This window comes from Afipia massiliensis, from assembly GCF_014203115.1.
GTDB lineage: Bacteria > Pseudomonadota > Alphaproteobacteria > Rhizobiales > Xanthobacteraceae > Afipia > Afipia massiliensis.
Window position 1 is genome coordinate 567,278 of record NZ_JACHIJ010000001.1, and the last position, 20,597, is coordinate 587,874.

Annotated in this window: 19 protein-coding genes and 1 pseudogene; 14 read left to right on the forward strand and 6 right to left on the reverse strand. The window is 62.0% G+C overall.

Features of this window, described 5'->3' with window-relative positions; all coding sequences use genetic code 11:
• Positions 1-79: 79 nt before the first annotated feature.
• A complete protein-coding gene (locus HNQ36_RS02690; RefSeq protein ID WP_184082392.1) occupies positions 80-553 on the forward strand; it encodes a DUF5330 domain-containing protein in 474 nt (157 codons plus the stop codon).
• Positions 554-697: 144 nt separating this feature from the next.
• Positions 698-1,126 (forward strand): SufE family protein, encoded by a 429-nt coding sequence (locus HNQ36_RS02695; RefSeq protein WP_184082393.1) that lies wholly within the window; start codon positions 698-700, stop codon positions 1,124-1,126.
• Positions 1,127-1,129: 3 nt separating this feature from the next.
• Here HNQ36_RS02695 and HNQ36_RS02700 read toward each other — a convergent pair whose 3' ends face one another.
• The 3 genes from HNQ36_RS02700 to HNQ36_RS02710 form a co-directional block, all read right to left on the reverse strand.
• On the reverse strand, positions 1,130-1,741 hold the full coding sequence (locus HNQ36_RS02700; RefSeq protein WP_184082394.1) for a DUF6456 domain-containing protein: 612 nt from the start codon (positions 1,739-1,741) through the stop codon (positions 1,130-1,132).
• Complete coding sequence (locus HNQ36_RS02705) at positions 1,738-2,115, reverse strand: helix-turn-helix domain-containing protein (protein WP_184082395.1); 378 nt, start codon at positions 2,113-2,115, stop codon at positions 1,738-1,740. Before HNQ36_RS02705 ends, HNQ36_RS02700 begins: the two co-directional genes overlap by 4 nt.
• Positions 2,116-2,290: 175 nt before the next feature.
• Entirely contained in the window at positions 2,291-2,704 is a 414-nt protein-coding gene (locus HNQ36_RS02710; protein ID WP_046830223.1) for a Ros/MucR family transcriptional regulator, read from the reverse strand.
• 246 nt (positions 2,705-2,950) lie between these two features.
• Between HNQ36_RS02710 and HNQ36_RS02715 the strand changes: the two are divergent.
• A pseudogene (locus HNQ36_RS02715) lies at positions 2,951-3,585 on the forward strand (class I SAM-dependent methyltransferase).
• A gap of 72 nt (positions 3,586-3,657) precedes the next feature.
• On the opposite strand, the gene HNQ36_RS02720 reads toward HNQ36_RS02715, so the two are convergent.
• Complete coding sequence (locus HNQ36_RS02720; RefSeq protein WP_184082396.1) at positions 3,658-4,668, reverse strand: hypothetical protein; 1,011 nt, start codon at positions 4,666-4,668, stop codon at positions 3,658-3,660.
• 330 nt (positions 4,669-4,998) lie between these two features.
• On the opposite strand from HNQ36_RS02720, the gene HNQ36_RS02725 reads away from it, so the two are divergent.
• Positions 4,999-6,648, forward strand: coding sequence for an ArnT family glycosyltransferase (locus HNQ36_RS02725; protein WP_184082397.1), 1,650 nt, complete (start codon positions 4,999-5,001; stop codon positions 6,646-6,648).
• Positions 6,649-6,913: 265 nt separating this feature from the next.
• Positions 6,914-7,693 carry a class II aldolase/adducin family protein gene (locus HNQ36_RS02730; protein WP_184082398.1) on the forward strand — a complete coding sequence of 260 codons (780 nt, stop codon included), beginning with the start codon at positions 6,914-6,916 and terminating at the stop codon, positions 7,691-7,693.
• A 940-nt stretch (positions 7,694-8,633) separates the two neighbouring features.
• Here HNQ36_RS02730 and HNQ36_RS02735 read toward each other — a convergent pair.
• Together HNQ36_RS02735 and HNQ36_RS02740 are read right to left on the reverse strand one after the other, a co-directional pair.
• Positions 8,634-10,034 carry a M20/M25/M40 family metallo-hydrolase gene (locus tag HNQ36_RS02735; RefSeq protein ID WP_184082399.1) on the reverse strand — a complete coding sequence of 467 codons (1,401 nt, stop codon included), beginning with the start codon at positions 10,032-10,034 and terminating at the stop codon, positions 8,634-8,636.
• Between the two features lie 43 nt (positions 10,035-10,077).
• Positions 10,078-11,751 (reverse strand): helicase HerA-like domain-containing protein, encoded by a 1,674-nt coding sequence (locus tag HNQ36_RS02740; RefSeq protein ID WP_184082400.1) that lies wholly within the window; start codon positions 11,749-11,751, stop codon positions 10,078-10,080.
• A 494-nt stretch (positions 11,752-12,245) separates the two neighbouring features.
• On the opposite strand from HNQ36_RS02740, the gene HNQ36_RS02745 reads away from it, so the two are divergent.
• From HNQ36_RS02745 to meaB, 9 genes are all read left to right on the forward strand, one after another.
• Positions 12,246-12,611 (forward strand): DUF2267 domain-containing protein, encoded by a 366-nt coding sequence (locus HNQ36_RS02745; protein ID WP_184082401.1) that lies wholly within the window; start codon positions 12,246-12,248, stop codon positions 12,609-12,611.
• 25 nt (positions 12,612-12,636) lie between these two features.
• Positions 12,637-13,059, forward strand: coding sequence for a DUF4332 domain-containing protein (locus tag HNQ36_RS02750; protein WP_184082402.1), 423 nt, complete (start codon positions 12,637-12,639; stop codon positions 13,057-13,059).
• Positions 13,060-13,162: 103 nt separating this feature from the next.
• A complete protein-coding gene (folP, locus tag HNQ36_RS02755; protein WP_184082403.1) occupies positions 13,163-14,020 on the forward strand; it encodes a dihydropteroate synthase in 858 nt (285 codons plus the stop codon).
• Entirely contained in the window at positions 14,017-14,382 is a 366-nt protein-coding gene (gene folB / locus HNQ36_RS02760) for a dihydroneopterin aldolase (protein ID WP_184082404.1), read from the forward strand. The genes folP and folB overlap by 4 nt, the downstream gene beginning before the upstream one ends.
• A gap of 65 nt (positions 14,383-14,447) precedes the next feature.
• Positions 14,448-14,939: a 2-amino-4-hydroxy-6-hydroxymethyldihydropteridine diphosphokinase gene (gene folK / locus HNQ36_RS02765; RefSeq protein WP_184082405.1), complete on the forward strand. Its 492-nt coding sequence runs from the start codon at positions 14,448-14,450 to the stop codon at positions 14,937-14,939.
• An 87-nt stretch (positions 14,940-15,026) separates the two neighbouring features.
• Positions 15,027-16,892, forward strand: coding sequence for a methylmalonyl-CoA mutase family protein (locus tag HNQ36_RS02770; protein ID WP_184082406.1), 1,866 nt, complete (start codon positions 15,027-15,029; stop codon positions 16,890-16,892).
• A 4-nt stretch (positions 16,893-16,896) separates the two neighbouring features.
• Positions 16,897-17,361, forward strand: a complete 465-nt coding sequence (locus HNQ36_RS02775) for a GFA family protein (RefSeq protein WP_184082407.1) — start codon at positions 16,897-16,899, stop codon at positions 17,359-17,361.
• Between the two features lie 44 nt (positions 17,362-17,405).
• Positions 17,406-19,565: a methylmalonyl-CoA mutase gene (gene scpA / locus HNQ36_RS02780; protein WP_184082408.1), complete on the forward strand. Its 2,160-nt coding sequence runs from the start codon at positions 17,406-17,408 to the stop codon at positions 19,563-19,565.
• A gap of 24 nt (positions 19,566-19,589) precedes the next feature.
• Positions 19,590-20,582 carry a methylmalonyl Co-A mutase-associated GTPase MeaB gene (gene meaB / locus HNQ36_RS02785; RefSeq protein WP_184082409.1) on the forward strand — a complete coding sequence of 331 codons (993 nt, stop codon included), beginning with the start codon at positions 19,590-19,592 and terminating at the stop codon, positions 20,580-20,582.
• The last annotated feature ends 15 nt before the right edge of the window (positions 20,583-20,597 follow it).

Sequence of the window (20,597 nt, forward strand, 5' to 3'; positions counted from 1 at the left end):
TTGCGAGATCAATCGCAACGGGGCGGAGCGCTTCACAGCGGTGAAGCAACTCCGGTGAAAGCGATCGACGGGGTGTGTGATGTTCTTCCTTCTTCGCATGGCATTCTGGCTGGGGCTCGTGCTCGTGCTGTTGCCGACCGACAAGTCGTCCGCTCCGGACCAGGGTCCGCAGATCGGCGCATCGGAAGCCATTTCGGCGGCCACTGCGGCCGTGTCCGACATGAGCCAGTTCTGCAACCGGCAACCGGCGGCATGCACGGTGGGCGGACAGGCTGCGACCGTGATCGGCGAACGCGCCCAGTCCGGCGCCAAGAAAGTTTATCAGTTCATCACGGACAAGGCCGAGAAGAACGAGAAGACCGACAAGAAAGCGCCTGAACCCGCCGACAAGGCCAACAAGAAGGCGCCGGATCATACCGGTTCGATCGGCACGCCGGATGACCGAGATATGAGCGAAGCCCAGACCGTTGCGATCGTCCATCAGACGTTGTCGCAGGACGATCTCGCCATCGACTGGCAGCCGCCGGCTTCGGGAACGACGACGGGACCATAAAGCCGCCCGGAACGGCCGATATTTCGGGCCGAAAAGGCCCGGAACTTATGGCTTTCGACACTCCGCGATCTCATATAAGGCTCGTGCGAGGATCCTTGTCAGCATCCTTGGCACAAGACATTTGACACGAGTTTGCGGGCGGCCATGACCACCATCGACGAGATCAGGGACAATTTCGAACTGCTCGAGGAGTGGGACGACCGCTACCGCTATGTCATCGAGCTTGGCCGCACGCTGACGCCGATGTCCGACGCCGAGCATTCAGCCGAGAACAAGGTTCAGGGCTGCGCCAGCCAGGTCTGGCTGTCGCGCAGCATCGACCGCAGCGACGGCGAACCCGTGCTGAATTTCAAGGGCGACAGCGACGCGCATATCGTGCGCGGGTTGATTGCAATCCTGCTGACCATCCAGTCCGGAAAAACACCGCAGGACATTCTAAAGACCGATCCGATCACCATCTTCGACGAATTCGGATTCCGCGAGCATCTGACGCCGCAGCGTTCCAACGGCCTGCGGGCCATGGTCGAGCGCATCAAGAACGACGCCCGCGAAACGCTAGCGTCTGCCTCCTGAATCTTACGGTTTGAAGATCGCGTCGTCGGCCAGCCATGTCCTGATGGCCACGCCGGTGCCGCTTACATCGCTGCGCAGTCCGTAATGACGCGCCAGCCGATCCAGCGCCAGTTGCAGCACGACTTTCGCCGACCGTGACGGCCAGCCGCGCTCGCGCTCGACGTCCTCCAGACCGCGCAGGAAACAGCAGACGTCGAGCAGCAGCCCGGAAAACTCCGGACCGCAGGCTTCGAGCGCCAGACGCACACGCTGACGCGACGCGACGATCAGGTCCGTCATCTCAAAACCACCGCCGGCGCCGCGCGTTCGCCCGATGCCGGTCCAGCTCGACGTGACGCGCGGCGTCAGGTGTCCGCGCGTGAAGTCCGCGCGCAGCCGTTCACCTGCGATGAACTGATCCGGCCCGATCATGGCGCGGCCATCGCGGCCCTTGCGGCGCGCCAGCCATCCGAGCGGGCTTTCGCTGTCATTGACGAGCACCTGCGTCATGCCGGTTTCAGTCATGAGATCGCGCACCGACAGGTCGAGGTGCAGCGCGCGGAACCGATCGATCTCATGGCCGGGAGTTTGGCGTGTAGTGCCGGAGCCGGGCGAGCGGCCTTGCTGTCGTTTCATCGGCCGTCTCCACCGGCCGCCGCGCGGCACATCAGCTCGAGTGTCGCGACACGGCAGTCGAACCAGATGTCGTCGCGAGCATCTTCCACGACGCGGCATGCGTGGGCGATGGTGGTGCGGTCGCGTCCGAATGCGCGCCCGATGGCCTCGAACGTCAGGCCAAACCCGACATGGGCGAGATACATCGCGATCTGCCGCGCGAGAGCGGCGCGCTGCGAGCCGCGCAGCCCGTTTTCAAGATCGGCGGCGGCGAGGCCAAAGTCGGCCGCAACGCAGGCGATGACCAAACGGCAAATGTCGTTCGGACGCAGCTCAGCGGAACTGGAGGATTGCGGCGGGGAAAAACCGGAAGCGGGCGATCGGACTTCAAGCATCGGAACCTCACTAGGAATTTATACCTATATCCTAGTGACGATGCAAACAGCGGGGATAGCGATCCCCGAAAAAAATCGAGGCGATCCCGGCTTGACTCCGGGATCGCCTCAATGTGGAATTATTCCTAGGCCAAAACAAGCCTGTCGTCCAAGCCTGTATTGGCCAGCCAGCCCGTTATTTCCGGCGGCGGCGCTGCTGGCCGAGACCCATCTTCTTGGCGAGCTGGGAACGGGCCACGGCGTAGTTCGGAGCCACCATCGGATAATCAGCTGGCAGGCCCCATTTCTCGCGGTATTGCTCCGGGCTCATGTTGTACTGCGTCCGAAGGTGCCGCTTCAGCGACTTGAAGCGCTTTCCGTCCTCGAGGCATACGAGGTAGTCCGAGGTCATCGATTTCTTGATGGAGACCGCGGGCCTGGCCGGCTCGGCCGCGGCCTCGGTGCCGCCGGTTGAGACCCGCACCAGCGCGGCATGGATCTGACTGATCAGGGCCGGGATTTCGGCCGCCGTCGTCGCGTTGTTGCTGACATAGGCCGACACGATCGACGCGGTCAGCTCGACGAATCCCTTGGGGGCGGTTTCGCTCATGGTGATGTCTTTCAGACGCGATCGGATGCGCAGTCGAAAACGAGCCGGCCCAAGCAAACAGATGCCCGGCGGCGGCCGTCTATACTTGGCAAGTTACTTGCCAAGTATGGAAGAACTATTGCCAGTCTGACAAGAAGAACTGAATACTGCGGCGCTTTATTTAAAGCCGCAGCGGTTCGCGCCACGTACCGAAAGCTGCCGTGCATTATCCGCGTATGTTAAGCCGCCTTGAAAGGAATACCCTCCATGAGCACAGCGAGCGATGCCCGTTTCTGGGACCGGAGTTCACGGAAGTACGCCGTCAGTGCGATTGCGGATCAGGCCGGCTATGAGCGCACGCTGGACCGGACCCGCGCCCTGCTGGGACCAAACGACCGGGTGTTGGAGTTGGGCTGCGGTACAGGGACAACGGCGCTTCGGCTCGCGGACATGTTCAAAGCTATCTTGCGACGGATATTTCCGCTGAAATGATCGCGATTGCCAATGAGAAACACGCCGCCGGCCCCATCCCGGCCCTTGTCTTCCGCACCGCGACTGCAGAAGCGCTTACACCCGATGCGGCACAGTTCAACGCGGTTCTGGGATTCAATTATCTCCATCTGGTCCGCGACCTGCCTGGCACGCTGCGCCGCATCCACGCCGTGCTGGCGGCGGAGGGCTTGTTTATCTCCAAGACACCCTGCATCGGGGATATGAATCCACTCATCAAATTTGCGCTGCCCGCGATGCGCGCGATCGGCAAAGCACCCTATGCAGGAGTCTTTCGGGCGGCGGACCTGAGGCAGCATATACGTGCCGCAGGCTTCGACATTCTTGCCACTGAAAACCACGCAACCAAGGGCAACGAGGCCCGTCCCTACATCGTGGCGCGCAAGAGATGACATGAGCGGGCGAAGCTGGGACGACGCTTCGCAGCCGTTACGGCAGACATCAAACGCCGCGCTGATCCGCGCCTAGTTGCGCTGATCCAGATGCGCGCGCAGTTCGTCGATGGAGGCGAACCGCACCATGCCTTCGGGCATCTGCGCCTCGATCGAGCCATCGGAATACAGCGAGTACGCCATCGAATCGACCACACCCGATTTCACGATCGTCACCGACGACGCATCGGCGCGCCGTGGAAATCGTTCGCGGACAGGCTCAGGCGTCTCCTGCTCATCATCGGCGGCTGGCGGCGGCGGAGTCCGGCCGTTTGGAAACAAGGATGATTCCTGCCGCGGTCTGCCGGACTGCGGCCACGCGCTCTCGAACGGACTGGGCGCATTCGTTTCAGCGTCACCGCGCTGGGTATCCTCTCCGGAGGACTGATGCTGACCTTCATCCGGCGACACCGACGAATCGCGCGGCGACAGTTCGCGGTTCTTGTCGCGCCGGGACGATGAAAACATGATGTTGCGCCGCTGGCGCGGCGTGGGTTCGGCAGGCGGCTCGAACGGTTCGCTCGATGCTCCGAGATTGCGGTTGCGGGTGATCGGATGTTCGTCCCAGGCAGCCGGTTCTGACGGCGCGCGGCCGGCATCGTGGCTATCGTCGGCAGCAAAATCATCCTGATCCCTGTCGGACGGCTGATCGCGGGTGAACAGCGTATCCTCGCGGCCAAGCCTTTCCTCGCGGCCAGTTCTTTCTTCGCGGATGGGAGACCTTGGGGGTATCGGACGGGGTGCCGCCGGCGGTTCAGGGACCGCAGCGCGCGCCGGACGAATGACTGGAACCTCAAGCTCAGCCGCCGGTTCGCGCGGCAATACAGCCGGCGTCGGCAGGCCAGTTTCCAGACGGCGGGCGAGGTTCCTGAATTCCCGGCCAACGAAATACAGCCCGATCAGGACCAGCCCGGTGCAGGACACCACGGCTCCTGCCAGGATCATCGTGTTGCCGAAGCTGAATTCCTTGATCGGAATCCCGAAAACGACCGTGAGAAGGCCGATACACAGGACGACCGTTCCGCCGATCAATAGCGCAATCATTACAAGCTCCAAACCCGCGCCAGCGGACTCAACAGGTAGAGTTCCATAATAGTTTCAAGTCAGCGCGTTACCAATCGGTAATTGAGCGCCCTTTCAACGAAAGATGCCCCGTCGGTCAGGCGCCATTCAGATTCAGGAGCCTAATCTGTCAGGCGTGCAAGAAAGCGTTCGGACCGTGGTTGTAATTTTACCCTGACCGCAATGTTGCGTTGCAATCTAAGAAAATGTGCCACAATTCACAATTACCTAAACACCGAACTGAGATACAAAGTTCCCGGGAAGCCTGCCCGGAAGATATGCAGGCGCGGGAACGCTGGATCCATTAGCTAGATGTCATCCGTCACAACATCGGCACTCGACTCGCCAGCCGGGCGCTCGATCGAGCAGACGTGCGATGACCTCGCGCTCGCTGTGCTGGCTGTTGTGACAGTCATCGCGGGTCTGACATTCAAAGACTATGGCCTTGGCTGGGACGATTACACCCACGCTGAATATGCCGATCTGCTGCTGAAGATGTTCGGCAGCGGCTTCACCGACACCAGCGCCCTCGGGTTCGCGAACCTCTACATGTATGGCGGCGGCTTCGACATGGCCGCCGCGCTGCTGCACAAGATCGTTCCGCTCGAACTGTTCGAGACGCGGCGGCTGCTGGGCGCCATCGTGGGCGTGATCGGCCTCGGCGTCACATGGCGGCTCGCGCGGCGCGTCGGCGGGCCCGTGGCCGGCCTCGCCGCGATCGTTCTGCTCGCGCTGTGTCCGACATTCTACGGGCACATGTTCATGAATCCGAAGGATGCGCCCTTCGCGGTGGCGATGGCGATCCTGATGCTCGGGCTGGTGCGGCTCGCGCAGGAATATCCGTCACCGACGCCGCACACGATCCTGATCATCGGGCTCGGCGCAGGTCTGTCGGTCGGTTGCCGCATCCTTGGCGGTCTGGCGCTGATCTATGCCGTGATCGGCTTCCTGCCGCTCTGGATTTCCGACATCCGCGTGCACGGCGCGCGTGAAACCGCGCGCCGGCTCGGCCATGTCGTTTATGTTCTGCTGCCCGGCCTGCTGCTGGGCTATCTGATCATGGGCCTCATCTGGCCCTGGGCGATTATCGACGTTGCCAATCCGTTTCGCGCGCTGACGTACTTCTCGCATTTCTTCGAGAAGCCATGGAAGGAATTATTCAACGGCGCGATCGTCTCGGTGCCGGACATGCCGTGGTCCTATCTGCCGACGCTGTTCGCGTTGCAGCTTCCGGAAGTCATGCTCGGCCTGCTCGGCGCGGGCGTCGTCGGCACGCTCGTTGCGCTGATGCGATCGGAAGTCGATTCCAGGCGGAAGACCATCCTGCTGATGCTGACGCTGGCCGCGACGCTGCCGCTGATCATCGCGATGGTGAAGCGCCCTGCTCTCTACAACGGCATCCGTCATTTCATCTTCGTCATCCCGCCGATGGCGGTCCTTGCCGGCGTCGCCTTCGCCGCCATCGTCGGCTGGCTGAAGCAGCACAGCCGCGGCGCGCAGGCGGTGTTTGCCCTGCTGTTCATGCTGGGACTGATGTTGCCGCTCAATGAAATGATCCGGCTGCATCCCTATCAGTACACGCACTTCAACCACATCGCCGGCACCGTTCGCGGCGCCGACGACCGCTACATGCTCGATTACTGGGGTCTCGCGCTCAAGCAGGCCTCCGAAGGGCTGCGGCAGGAAATCGAGGAGCGTCAGGAACCCGCGCCCCGGAACCGCAAGTGGCGTGTCGCGGTGTGCGGTCCGCAGCGCCCGGCGCAGGTCGCGCTTGGCCCTGACTTCACGATTGGCTGGGACAGTCACGCCGCCGACTTCGCCATGACGCTCGGCGAATTCTACTGCAAGGGCCTCAACGCGCCCGTGGTCGTCGAGATCAAACGTGACGACGTGGTGTTCGCGCGGGTTTACGACATCCGCGGCAAGAGCATCGCCAGCCTGCTCGCCATCCCCGCGCCCTGATCTGCCACATGGCGCCCCTGCGGCGACCGCATGTTGCGATGGCGGGATCGCAGGGCTAGGCTCTAGTGGAGTGGATTTGACATTCGCTACCCAATGGGCGGCGAGTCCGTAAAGCGAATGTCAAATCCAAACTCCACTAGAAACTTATATTTGCTAGTGGTCCGTCGATTCTAACATTCGCAAGAATGCCTGCTGAAATGGGATGCGAATGTTAGAATCGGACCACTAGGCACGAAAGATCAATAAATCGCGGGAGAAAACAGCCATGTCACCGGCCGAAGCACGCCTCAAGGAAGTCAAATCCACCATGTCGGACGCGGAATGGGAACAGCGTGTCAATCTCGCTGCCTGCTACCGCCTCGTCGCGCTGTACGGCTGGGACGATCTCGTCGACACGCATATCTCGGCGCGGGTGCCCGGTCCTGAGCATCATTTCCTGATCAATCCCTACGGACTGATGTTCGACGAAATCACCGCGTCGAGCCTAGTCAAGGTCGATCTCGACGGCAACCAGTTGAGCGAGAGCGACTACAGCATCAATCCCGCCGGCTTTACGATTCACTCCGCCGTTCACGAAGTGCGCGAGGATGCCGGCTGCGTGATGCATCTCCACACTGCGGACGGCACCGCCGTTGCAAGCTGCATGGAAGGCCTGCTGCCGCTGAACCAGACCGCGCAGCTCGTCACCGGCGACCTCGCCTATCACGACTACGAAGGCATCGCGCTCGATCACGACGAGCGCCCGCGCATCCAGAAGGATCTCGGCACCAAGAACCATCTTCTGCTGCGCAATCACGGCACGCTGACCGTCGGCCGTTCGGTCGCCTCGGCGTTCGAGCGCATGTATCACCTCGAGCGCGCCTGCACGATGCAGGTCCGCACCCGCATGCTTGGGCCGACCGCCTATCCGGTCGACAAGCTGGTGATCGAGAAGAACGAAAAACTGGTGACCGACCCGGTGCGCTCGGATCTGCGTTCGACCAAACTTGTCTGGCCTCCGCTGCTGCGCAAGCTGGACAGGATCGATCCAAGCTACAGGACTTGAACAGGATCTATCCGGGTTATAGATATTGATCCGTCAGCCTCTACACTGACCGGACTGCAAACGCCGCCCAATTCCGGGCGGCGTTTTTGCGTTTGGCGCAGACGCGTCAACACCCACAGTCGTCATCACCGGGCTTGACCCGGTGATCCACGCCTTGCTTGCGACATTGATGGAAGACGTGGATGGCCGGGACAAGCCCGGCCATGACGAAATGTGGGACGTGTAAAACTCGCCACATATGCAATGTCGTCCCCGCGCGAAACATTTCGTGATGGGGATAGCAATCCCCGTGCCCCGAACCACGCTTAAGTTCGCGATGTCCTGTTCGTGAGGGGCGCTTCTCGAGGGCGCTTTGAAGCGGAGCAGGATGCGGCGCCTGCGCGCACGGTTCGCACCCGTTGCGTCCGGGAGGCTGGGGGGTCAGCGTCCGGGCCAACTACGTGGCTCTGCCTTGAGTGGCTGGACGCGGACAGGATGAACGCGGCGAAAGCCGCCGGATCGGGGCGTGAAAGCGCTCGTCCTGTCCCGGAAGAACGCTCCCCTCGTCCAAAATCGCCGGAATGGAGCGCTGCAAGGCGATGCGCTTCCGGAGTTCACCGCCTCGCAAGCGGTGCCGGAAGCGAAACGATATCAAGGCGCGCCTCGCGGCGCTCCATGCCCCTCATTTCGGGGGCACACCTCAAAGCTCACCTCGCGCATGGCGCGAGAGCAATGACGCGTGGCTGTTTGAAAGCTGAATCAGAAATGACGCGAGATACGCGCAGCTCACACAATGTCGTCCCCGCGAAAGCGGGGATCCATAACCACCGAAGGTCGTCGTGATGGCGAAAAAGATTGCTCCAGCATTTCGACCAACTCCATCACTTAGGGAGTATGGGTCCCCGCCTTCGCGGGGACGACGCGGAGGGATACCGCGCGACACTTACTTCACATCGAAACCTCAGCGCGGTGTGTCGGCGAACGCCGCCAGAATACGCGCCCACGAGCGGATGCCTTTGTGGAAGCTCTTGAGGTCATACTTCTCGTTCGGCGAATGAATGTTGTCGTCCTCAAGTCCGAACCCGATCAACACGGTTTCCAGCCCCAGCGTCTTCTTGAAATCCGCGACAATCGGAATCGACGCTCCAGAACCGATCAGGAGCGCGTCCTTGCCCCATTCGTCGGTCAGCGCACGCTTCGCCGCCGCCAGCGGCTTCATGCCCCAGTCGAGCGCAATTGCGGGGGCACCGGCATGATCGATGAACTCGGCGGTGCAGTCCGCAGGCAACCGCGAGGTGACGAAATCGCGGAAGGCCCTGCGGATTTTTTCCGGCTGCTGGCCCTCCACCAGCCGGAACGAAACCTTCGCGGACGCCTCCGCCGGAATCACCGTCTTGGAGCCTTCGCCGGTATAGCCGCCAACAATGCCGTTGATGTCGCAGGCCGGACGCGACGATACCTGCTCGATTAGCAGCCGGTCTTTTTCACCGGCAGGCACCGACAGCCCAATCGGCTTCAGGAAAGTTTCCGGAGAGAGATTGAGATTTTTCCACTGCGCCAGGATGTCGGGCGGCAGATCCTTCACCCCGTCGTAAAAGCCTGGAATGGTGATGTGGCCGTTCTCGTCATGCAGGCTTCCCAGAATGCGCGTCAGCACGCGGATCGGGTTCTGCGCGCCGCCGCCGAAGATGCCCGAATGCAGATCGCGATTCGCCGCCTTGATCTTGACCTCGTCGTAGACGAGGCCGCGCAGCGAGGTCGTGATCGCGGGCGTGTTCTGGTCCCACATGCCGGTGTCGCAAACCAGCACGAAGTCGGCGGCGAGGTCCTTCTTGTGCTTGTCGAGGAAAGGACCGAAATTCTTCGAGCCGATTTCCTCTTCGCCCTCGATCAGGATCGTCACATTGAGCGGCAGCGATCCGGTGACATTCTTCCAGGCCCGGCAGGCCTCAACAAAGGTCATCAACTGGCCCTTGTCGTCCTCGGCGCCACGCGCAACGATGATCTTGCGGCCATCGGCGTGATCGGTCACCACCGGCTCGAACGGCGGCCGGTGCCACAGATCGAGCGGATCGACCGGCTGCACATCATAATGGCCGTAGAAAAGAACATGCGCGCCAGCGCTGCCGTTGCTCTTGCCGACGATGGCCGGATGCCCGGCGGTCGGACGCACATCGGTCGCAAAGCCGATGGAAGCGATGTCGGCGGCGAGATGATCCGCGGCCTTTTTGCAATCGTCGGTAAAGGCAGGATCGGCCGAAATCGACTTGATCCGGAGCAGCGTGAACAGCCGCTCGAGGCTCTTGTCGAAATCCTTGTCGATATGATCGAGGACGGCGGCGAGTTGGGGCGTGGCGGACATATCTTGTTCTTCCCTGAGACCGGAGATAGCGACGGCGCGACAGCTATCGCCGCAACAACCCGCCAAGCGCGCCGCGCACGATGGAGCGGCCGATCGATCCTCCGATCGAACCGGCCACCGACTTGCCGAGGCTGGCCGCGACGCTACCGGCAACCTTGTTTGTGACCGAGCGCGTGACGTCGCGCGCGATGACCTGCCCTGTCGACAGCTTCTGGCCGCGCGGACGCGTCGTGCCGAAAATGGATCCGACGATCGAGCCAAGCTGGCCCAACACTCCGCCTTCCGAACTTCCTTCAGCGGCTGGGGCCGCGGTCTGGGTAAGGCGCTCGCGCAGCATCTCGAAGGCAGAGTCGGAATCGATGGTGGTGTCGTATTTGCCCCGCACCGGGCTCGCCGCCATGATCGCCTTGCGCTCCTCGGGCGTAATCGGTCCCATCCGGGCGGTCGGCGGACGGATCATGACGCGCTCGACCATGGCCGGCGTGCCGTTGCCCTCAAGGAACGACACCAGCGCCTCGCCCTTGCCCAGTTCGGTGATGACCTGTGCGGTATCGAGATTGGGGTTCGGCCGGAACGTCTGTGCGGCGGCCTGCACCGCCTTCTGATCGCGCGGGGTGAACGCGCGCAGCGCATGCTGGACGCGGTTGCCAAGCTGGGCAAGAACGCGATCAGGAACATCGATCGGGTTTTGCGTGACGAAATAGACGCCGACGCCCTTTGAACGAATGAGGCGCACGACCTGCTCGATCTTGTCGAGCAGCGCTTTTGGGGCATCGGTAAAAAGAAGATGCGCTTCGTCAAAGAAGAACACGAGTTTCGGTTGCGGCGGGTCGCCGACCTCAGGCAATTCCTCGAACAGCTCGGACAGCATCCAGAGGAGGAACGTTGCGTACAAACGCGGGCTCTGCATCAGCTTGTCCGCGACCAGGATGTTGACCATGCCCCGGCCGTTGGAGTCGGTGCGCATGAAATCCTTCAACTGAAGCGCCGGCTCGCCGAAAAACTGCTCGCCGCCCTGGTTCTGCAGCACCAGAAGCTGGCGCTGGATGGTGCCGATAGTCTGTTTCGTGACGTTGCCGAACTGCTGGGCCGTCCGTTTGAGTTCCAGAATGGCGTCGCTGGTGTCATCCGCGTCCTTCTTTCCGTTGGCGGGGGATATGGCATCCAGAATTGCGCGCAAATCCTTGAAGTCGACCAGCGGAAGGCCACCTTCGTCGGCGACCTTGAAAGCGACATTGAGCACGCCTTCCTGCACGTCGTTGAGATCGAGCATGCGCGACAGCAGCAGCGGTCCCATTTCGGAGACCGTGGCGCGCACCGGATGGCCCTGCTCGCCGAACACGTCCCAGAACACTGTCGAAAACTGGTCCGGCTTGAAATCCAGTCCCATCGTCTTGGAGCGGCTGAGAATGAAATCCTTGGCCTCGCCCACCTCGGAGATGCCCGACAGGTCGCCCTTGATATCCGCGGCGAAGACCGAAACACCTGCGCGCGCAAAACCCTCGGCCATGACCTGAAGCGAGACCGTCTTGCCGGTGCCGGTCGCTCCCGTGACGAGACCGTGCCGGTTCGCGAGCCCAAGCGTCAGAAATGTGGGCTGATCGCCCTTCCCGATAAAGATCGTCTTGTCGGTATCGGCGGACGCAGCGCCTCCGGCAGCAGCCGGCGCGGGCTTTGCCGCCTTGTCAGAAGCAGTTTTGGACGCTCTCTTTGCCATCTCTCGCCTCGTGCAGACTCTATTGTCCCGCCGTCGAAACGCGGCGCATGATGTGTGATCTTGCAGTATGGAACCCGCCGGTCAACCCGCAGATCGCTTGGCGCGACAATAGCCGATGCCGCGCTGCATGATGCACTGGCATAATATATGTCGCTCCACCGCAGCGATTGAGTGAAATTTTGCTCCAAGGCGTCAATTCGTCCTTGTGAATCTCGACTGCGACGATCTGAACCGCATCACAATTCGGACGATGGATTGAAACGAATTCGCATCCGCTGCGTAGTTTGAAACCGCGCTAACCAATTTGTCACCTTTGGAACGGCAAATGATCGCGAAATCGACGATGATTCGTGCACGGGTGCAACACTTCACGGTCGATTGCGCTCAACTGCGGTCTGAAAAAGCGTCATCGCTTGTAATTCGCAAAACACGCGCTCAAGATAAAATCACAAATAAAGATCCGGTGGGCAACCGGTGGGTAACGGGGCAATTTAATGAACGAGTTCATTGGCGAGCTGGCTGCAAAAGCCGGCATAGACAACGCTGTGGCCGAAAAAGCTGTCGGTGCCATGCTTGGGTTCCTTCGCAAGGAGGGGCCGGCTGAACAGGTGCGTTCGCTGATCGAGCAAATACCGGGCGCAGAAGACGCGATCAAAGCCTCTGGTTCCGGCGGCGGTCTCGCGGGCATGCTTGGCGGTGGCATCATGGCGCTTGGCGCCAAGCTGATGGGGTTGGGCCTGGGAATGAGCGAGATTCAGAACCTTGCGCGTGAACTGTTCAAGTTCGGCCGCGACAAAATTGGCGCGGACGGGATGCGTGCGATCATTGCCGAGACGCCTGGCCTTTCCAAGTTCGCGTAAAATTCATTTTTCAAGTTCGAGTATCATGTCCAATCCTCTTTCAGCGTATCCTCTCTCGAAGATTGACGGCCTTGGCGCGCAAGCTCAGGCCAAGCTCAAGGCACAGGGTATTCGCACGATGGCCGCGCTGCTCGACAATGCCAGCACCCCAAAGGGCCGGAAGTTGCTCGCGACAAAGACCGGCCTCAGCGAGCAACAGTTGCTGGCCTGGGCGAACATCGCAGACTGCATGCGCATCAAGGGGATGGGCAAGGCCAAGGCTGAGCTGCTGCGAGCGGCAGGCGTCGTGACCGTGCGCGAGTTCGTGCAACGCAACCCTCAGCGCCTCGCGCAGGCCATGAAGGAAGCCAACGACAAGCGCAAGCTGGTCCAGGTTCTCCCATCGGACAAATCCGTCGCCGAACTGATCCAGCGCGCCCGGAAGCTGCCGTTAAAAATTTCCTACTGAAACGGCCCACGGCCCCGGCTGCAGTGGCCACTCAGGGCTCCTTGGGCCATAGCCCGCTTCACCATCGCTTGACTCGCCAGCAGGGACCGCGCAAAGCCACCGCATGATGGCCGCCCCGTCCCGATCGTCAAATCCGGCTGCCGCGCAGCTTCATCCGGTGCTGCGCAGCCTGTTCGCACGTCCCTTTCCCGTGGTCATGGGCGTGCTCAATGTCACCCCGGACTCGTTCTCTGACGGCGGCCAATTCATCACGCCCGAACTGGCCCTCGCGCAGGCAAAGCGGATGGCCGCAGAGGGCGCAGGCATTCTCGATGTCGGCGCGGAGTCCACCCGGCCCTATGGCTCGAAGCCGGTTTCGGCCGACGAGGAACTGCAACGGCTGCAAAATGTCCTGCCTGCGGTTGCTGCCCTCGGGGTCCCGGTCTCCATCGACACCATGAAAGCATCCGTGGCCGCGTGGGCGCTGAGCAACGGCGCGGTCATTGCCAACGACGTCTGGGGTCTGCAGCGCGATCCGGACATGGCGCGGATGATCGCGAATTATAATGCGCCGGTGGTCGTCATGCACAACCGTGACAACGTCGATCCTGCCATCGATATCGTGGCAGACATGGTGGCGTTTTTCGCGCGTTCGCTCGACATCGCAGCCAAGGCGAATATCCCGCCGGGAAATATCGTACTCGATCCGGGCATCGGCTTCGGCAAGACGCCGGAGCAGAGCATGACCGCAATCGCCCGGCTCAATGACCTGAACCAGTTCGGCCTGCCATTGCTGGTTGGTGCGTCGCGCAAACGATTTATCTCGACCGTATCACCGTCCGAACCGGATCAGAGGATCGGCGGCTCCCTTGCGGCACATCTACTGGCGGCGCAGCGCGGCGCAAAAATCATCCGCGCGCACGACGTGGCGGAAACGGTGCAGGCCCTGCGCGTGGCATCGGCAATCGAGGATAAGCGATGAGCGACGTGATCTTCATCAAGGGACTTTTGATCCACGCCCGTCATGGTGTCATGGACCATGAAGCCGAAGTCGGCCAGCGGTTCGTGATCGACCTCGAATTGTCGATCGATCTCGCGGAGTCTTCCCGCACCGACAAGCTCGCCGACACCGTGTCCTATTCGGACGTTGTCGCGACCGCGAGCGCGGCTTTCAAGGGCCATAACTACTATCTGCTCGAACGCGCGGCCGGTGCGGTGGCGGAATCGATCCTTGCCGCCTTCACCCGCGTCAGCGCGGTGAAAGTGACGGTCCACAAGCCGCATGCGCCCATCGCCGCGATCTTCGACGATGTTGGCGTCGTCATCACACGTACGCGGACTTGAGCCGAGTGGTCCGGTTCTCGGGAGGCGCTGCACAGTGAAGCGAACGTCGGATACGGAACACTAGCATGGCGAGCGTCCTGATCGCCCTCGGCGGCAATGTCGGCGATGTCCGCGCAACCTTCGTGAAAGCCATCGCCAACATCTGCGGCATGACGCAGGCTGCACTGATCGCTCGCTCCTCGGACTACACGACGCCGCCTTGGGGCGACGAGCATCAGGAGCCGTTCGTCAATGCCTGCATCGAGATCGAGACCAGTCTCGATCCGCACGCGCTGCTGTTCACACTGCACAAGATCGAGAAGAAGTTCGGCCGTGACCGGGCCAATGAACGGCGCTGGGGTCCGCGCACGCTGGACCTCGACATGATCGCCTATGATGACGTGCGCCTCGACAAGCCAGAACTGACGCTGCCGCACCCTCGCCTGTTCGAACGGGCCTTCGTCCTGGTGCCGCTGGCGGAGATCGCGCCGGATCGCCCGATTGCGGGACAAACCGCGCGTGAGGCCCTTGCGCGGCTCACCGCTGATGGTATCGAACGCCTGCCTGATTTGCGTTAAACGCCTGAAACAACCAATTGGCTTGCGCGCCGCCGCGTGGCATTTTCAGGCCAACAAAGTAATGTTTACTGGGAGCTAACCCCCTGAATGTCCACTAAGACTGACGATCTGCCGCTCGCGGCCGACTTCGCCCCTGCCTCCCGCGATGACTGGCGGAAGCTGGCCGATGGCGTCCTCAAAGGCGCGCCGTTCGAAAAGCTGGTCGGCAAGACTTACGATGGGCTGCGGATCGATCCGATCTATGAGCGCGCGCGCGATGCAACAGCCATTCCCGCTCGTCTTGCCGGCGCACCATGGCAGATCATGCAGCGTGTGGATCACCCCGATGCCGCGATCGCCAACGCTCAGGCGCTTCATGATCTTGAGAACGGCGCGACAGGCCTGACCATCGTCTTCGCAGGTGCCAATGCCGCGCGGGGATTTGGTTTGCCGCCGACCAAGGAAGCGCTGGCGCGTGTCCTCGATGGTATCTACCTCGACGCCGGCATCGGCATTGAGTTCGAAATCGGTCCGCAGTCGCGCGACATGGGACAGCACCTCGCCGAACTGCTGGCCGCGCGAAAGATCGCGCCCTCAACAGTGAATGTCCGCTTTGGTCTCGATCCGATCGGCGGCGGTGGCGTGCGCGGCAGCAGCCACGGCAGCTGGGATTCGATCGCAAAGGTGTTCGGCGGAAAGATTACGCAACTCGCAAAGATCGGATTCCGCGGCCCGTTCGCTCCTGCCGATGGCCGGGTGATCCACGACGCAGGCGGTTCGGAAGCACAGGAACTGGCTTGCGTCCTCGCCGTCGGTGTCGCCTATCTGCGGGCGCTGGAAGCTGCCGGCATCGCACTCGACGCCGCACGGCGAATGGTCTACGCGCGCCTCAGCGCTGACGCCGACCAGTTTCTTACCATGGCGAAATTCCGCGCGTTGCGGCTGCTGTGGGCGCGGATCGAGCAAAGCTGCGGACTGACACCCGAGCCGATGTTCGTTGTGGCGGAAACCTCGTGGCGGATGCTGACGCAGCGCGATCCCGACGTGAACATGCTGCGCGCGACCATCGCCGCATTCTCGGCAGGACTCGGCGGCGCCAACAGCATCAGCGTCCTCCCGCACACGCTGGCGCTCGGATTGCCGGATGCTTTCGCCCGCCGTGTCGCGCGAAACACCCAGCTTGTGCTGCTGGAAGAATCCAATCTCGACAAGGTGTCGGACCCGGCCGCTGGATCGGGCGGCATCGAGACCCTGACCAGACAGCTTTGCGACGCCGCCTGGACGCAGTTTCAGGAAATCGAAAAGGCCGGCGGTGCATTTGCAGCACTTGAGAAGAATGTCATTCAGTCGAAAGTCGCCGCCGTGCGCACCGCGCGCGATGTCAATATCGCCAAGCGCAAGGACATTCTGACCGGGGCCAGCGAATTCCCGAACCTGAACGAGAAAAAACCCGCAGTGCTTGATGTAAAGCCCGCGGTTCTGCCGTCATCGGATGAGGTCGTCACGACGTTTGATGCGCTCGCGCCCATTCGTCTGGCCGCATCGTTTGAGAAACTGCGCGATGCCTCGGATCAAATGCTGGCGAAATCCGGCAAGCGCCCGGCGGTATTCCTCGCCAATCTCGGCACGCCAGCGGATTTTACCGCGCGAGCAACATTCGCGAAGAGCTTCTTTGAGACTGGCGGCATCGAAGCTCCCGGCAACGACGGCTTTTCCGATCCAGCTGCGCTCACGGCCGCCTTCACGGCTTCCGGCGCAAACCTCGTTTGTCTTTGTTCCTCCGACAAGGTCTACGCGATGCAGGCCGTTGCCGCGTCGCAGGCCCTTCACGCCGCGGGCGCGAAGCATATCTATCTCGCAGGCCGGCCCGGCGAACTCGAAGCCACGCTGCGGGCTGCGGGTGTCGGCGAGTTTATTTTTGCCGGAGGCGATGCCCTCGCAATGCTCAAGGCGGCCTACGAACGTATGGGGTGAAGCCATGAAGGAACGAGTTCCCGTTCTCACCGGCGGTTGCCAATGTGGCGCTGTGCGTTTTGCGTCCTACTCCAAACCGGGACGGATCAGCGTCTGCCACTGCCGGATGTGCCAGAAGGCGGTGGCCGGGCCGTTCGCATCGTTCGTTGAAATACCGCATGGCGATTTCGCGTGGACGCGCGGCGCGCCGGCGACGTTTCGCTCGTCATCGATGGCGGAGCGCGATTTTTGCGCGGCCTGCGGAACGCCGCTGAGCTATCGCAAAGTTGACGGTACGGTGATCGAGCTGTTGACCGGTGCTTTCGATCGGCCGGATCACGTCATTCCAACCTATCAAATCGGCGTTGAATCGAAGCTTGCCTGGATCAGCCATCTGCACAACCTTCCCGGCAAGACAACCTCGGAAGCTGCCGGTTCTGCCGAAGCCGGCAGCATTGTCAGCTATCAGCATCCAGACCATAATACGTAGCCGCGCGTCGCCGCGATGATTGCGCGCAAACCTGAGACAGCAGAATGACCCGCATTCCGAATTTCGCAGACGTTGCATTCGAACCCGCTGCCATCACGGGCGGCGAAAGCAGCGCTGCACCGTGGCTGACACCCGAAGGCCTTCTGGTGAAGCCCGGCTACTCCGAGGCCGATCTGCAAGGCATCGACTTCCTCGACACCTGGCCCGGCATCGCGCCCTATCTGCGCGGCCCCTACCCGACCATGTATGTCAACCAGCCGTGGACCGTACGTCAGTATGCAGGCTTCTCGACGGCGGAAGACTCTAACGCCTTCTATCGCCGCAACCTCGCGGCGGGTCAAAAGGGCCTTTCGGTCGCTTTCGATCTCGCCACCCATCGCGGCTATGACTCCGATCATCCCCGCGTGTCCGGCGACGTCGGCATGGCCGGCGTGGCGATCGATTCCATCTACGACATGCGCACGCTGTTCGCCGGCATTCCGCTCGATCAGATGAGCGTGTCGATGACCATGAACGGTGCGGTGTTGCCGATCCTCGCGCTGTTCGTGGCTGCTGCCGAGGAACAGGGCGTGCCGCCGGAAAAACTGTCGGGAACGATTCAGAACGACATTCTGAAAGAGTTCATGGTGCGTAACACCTACATCTATCCGCCGACGCCATCGATGCGGATCATCTCCGACATTTTCGCATACACGTCGCAGAAGATGCCGAAGTACAATTCGATTTCCATTTCCGGCTATCACATGCAGGAAGCCGGCGCGACGCAGGATCTTGAGCTCGCCTATACGCTGGCCGACGGCGTCGAGTATCTCCGCGCCGGATTGGCCGCCGGACTCGATGTCGATCGCTTCGCGCCGCGACTGTCGTTCTTCTGGGCCATCGGCATGAACTTCTTCATGGAAGTTGCCAAGATGCGCGCCGCCCGGCTGCTGTGGGCCAAGCTCCTGAAGCCGTTCAATCCCAAGGACCCGCGCTCGCTGTCGCTGCGCACGCATTGCCAGACCTCGGGCTGGTCGCTCACCGCGCAGGATGTGTTCAACAACGTGGTTCGCACCAATATCGAAGCGATGGCAGCGACGCAGGGTCATACCCAGTCGCTGCACACCAACGCACTCGATGAGGCGCTGGCCCTGCCGACGGATTTCTCCGCGCGCATCGCGCGCAACACTCAGCTGTTCCTGCAGCAGGAAAGCGGCACCACGCGGATCATCGATCCATGGGGCGGTTCCTATTATGTGGAGCGCCTGACCCACGATCTCGCTGCCAAGGCATGGGCGCATATTCAGGAAGTCGAGGAACTCGGCGGCATGGCCAAGGCCATCGAGGCCGGCGTTCCCAAACTGCGGATCGAGGAAGCCTCCGCCAAGACGCAGGCGCGCATCGATGCCGGGAAGCAGTCCGTGATCGGCGTCAACAAGTACAAGCCCGAGAACGAAGCCGCGATCGACGTACTCAAGGTGGAGAACTCCACCGTGCGCCGCCTGCAGATCGACAAGCTGTCGCGCCTTCGCTCCGAGCGGAAGCAGGCGGACGTCGATGCGGCGCTCGCGGCGCTGACCCGCAGCGCAGGCGACGGCAACGGCAACCTTCTGGCGCTCGCCATCGATGCGGCGCGCGCGAAAGCCACGGTCGGCGAAATTTCCGACGCGATGGAAAAGGTGTTTGGCCGTCATCGCGCCGAAATCAAATCCATTACCGGCGTTTACAAACGCGAGGCCGCCACCATGTCCGACCGGGTCGAAAAACTTGCAGCTCTTATCGATGCGTTCGAGGATGCGGAAGGCCGCCGCCCACGCATTCTGGTCGCAAAGATCGGTCAGGATGGCCATGACCGCGGGCAAAAGGTGATTGCCTCGGCTTTCGCTGACGTCGGGTTCGACGTCGATATCGGGCCGCTGTTCGCGACAGCCGACGAAGCAGCACGTCAGGCGGTCGAGAACGACGTTCACATGCTCGGGCTGTCGTCGCTGGCAGCAGCGCACCTCACCGCCGTGCCGGAATTGAAGGAAGCGCTGAAGAAGCGCGGCCGCGAGGACATCATGATTATTATCGGCGGCGTGATCCCGCCGCAGGATTACGATGAACTCTACAAGGCGGGCGCCGAAGCGATCTTCCCGCCGGGCACCGTGATCGCGGACGCGGCGGAAGAACTGATCCGCAAGCTCAACGTGCGGCTCGGGCATTCCAGCGAAGCGGCGGAGTGAGCAACGGGTGGCACACTGTCATCCATGCCGGCTCACGCGATGAATTCCGACAGCGCGTCCCGCCTCGCCTCCGACGTGCGCTCCGGCGACCGCGCCGCACTCGCGCGCGCCATCACCTTGATCGAAAGCCGCCGTGCCGACCATCAGGCGCAGGCGCGCGAGCTGGTGCAGGCGTTGCTGCCGCTCACCGGCAAAGCGGTTCGCGTCGGGATCACCGGCTCTCCGGGCGTCGGCAAATCCACCACCATCGATGCACTCGGCATGGCGCTGATCGCCAAGGGCCACAAGGTCGCGGTGCTGGCGGTCGACCCGTCGTCTGCGCGCACCGGCGGTTCGATCCTTGGCGACAAGACGCGAATGGCGCTGCTTTCCGCCGAGGACAATGCGTTCATCCGCCCTTCCCCGTCGTCCGGCACGCTCGGCGGCGTCGCTGCCAAGACCCGCGAGGCGATGCTGTTGTGCGAAGCTGCCGGCTTCGACGTGGTGCTGGTGGAGACGGTCGGTATCGGCCAGTCGGAAACGGCTGTCTGCGACATGACCGATTTCTTCCTGGCGCTGATGCTGCCGGGCGCAGGCGACGAATTGCAGGGCATCAAGAAAGGCCTCGTCGAGCTTGCCGACATGATCGCCGTCAATAAGGCCGACGGCGACAACCTCAAGCGAGCGAAAGCCGCCGCCGCCGAATACAACGCCGCGCTTCATATTCTCGCGCCGCGCTCCGAACACTGGTTTCCGCCGGTCCTCACCTATTCTGCGCTGACCGGCGATGGAATCGAGGCCGTGTGGGAGAAAGTTCTCGCACATCGCACCGCGATGATTGCGTCCGGCGACTTCGAGACCCGGCGGCGTCACCAGCAGGTCAAGTGGATGTGGACCATCCTCGAGGACCGGCTGCACGCGCGGCTGCGCTCCGATCCGGCGATCCGCGCCAAGGTGAAGCAGACCGAGGCCGCCGTTGCCAACGGCCGCATGACGCCCGCGCTCGCAGCGGAAACAATTTCGGCGCTGCTGGACTAGTGTGGTGGTTCGCAA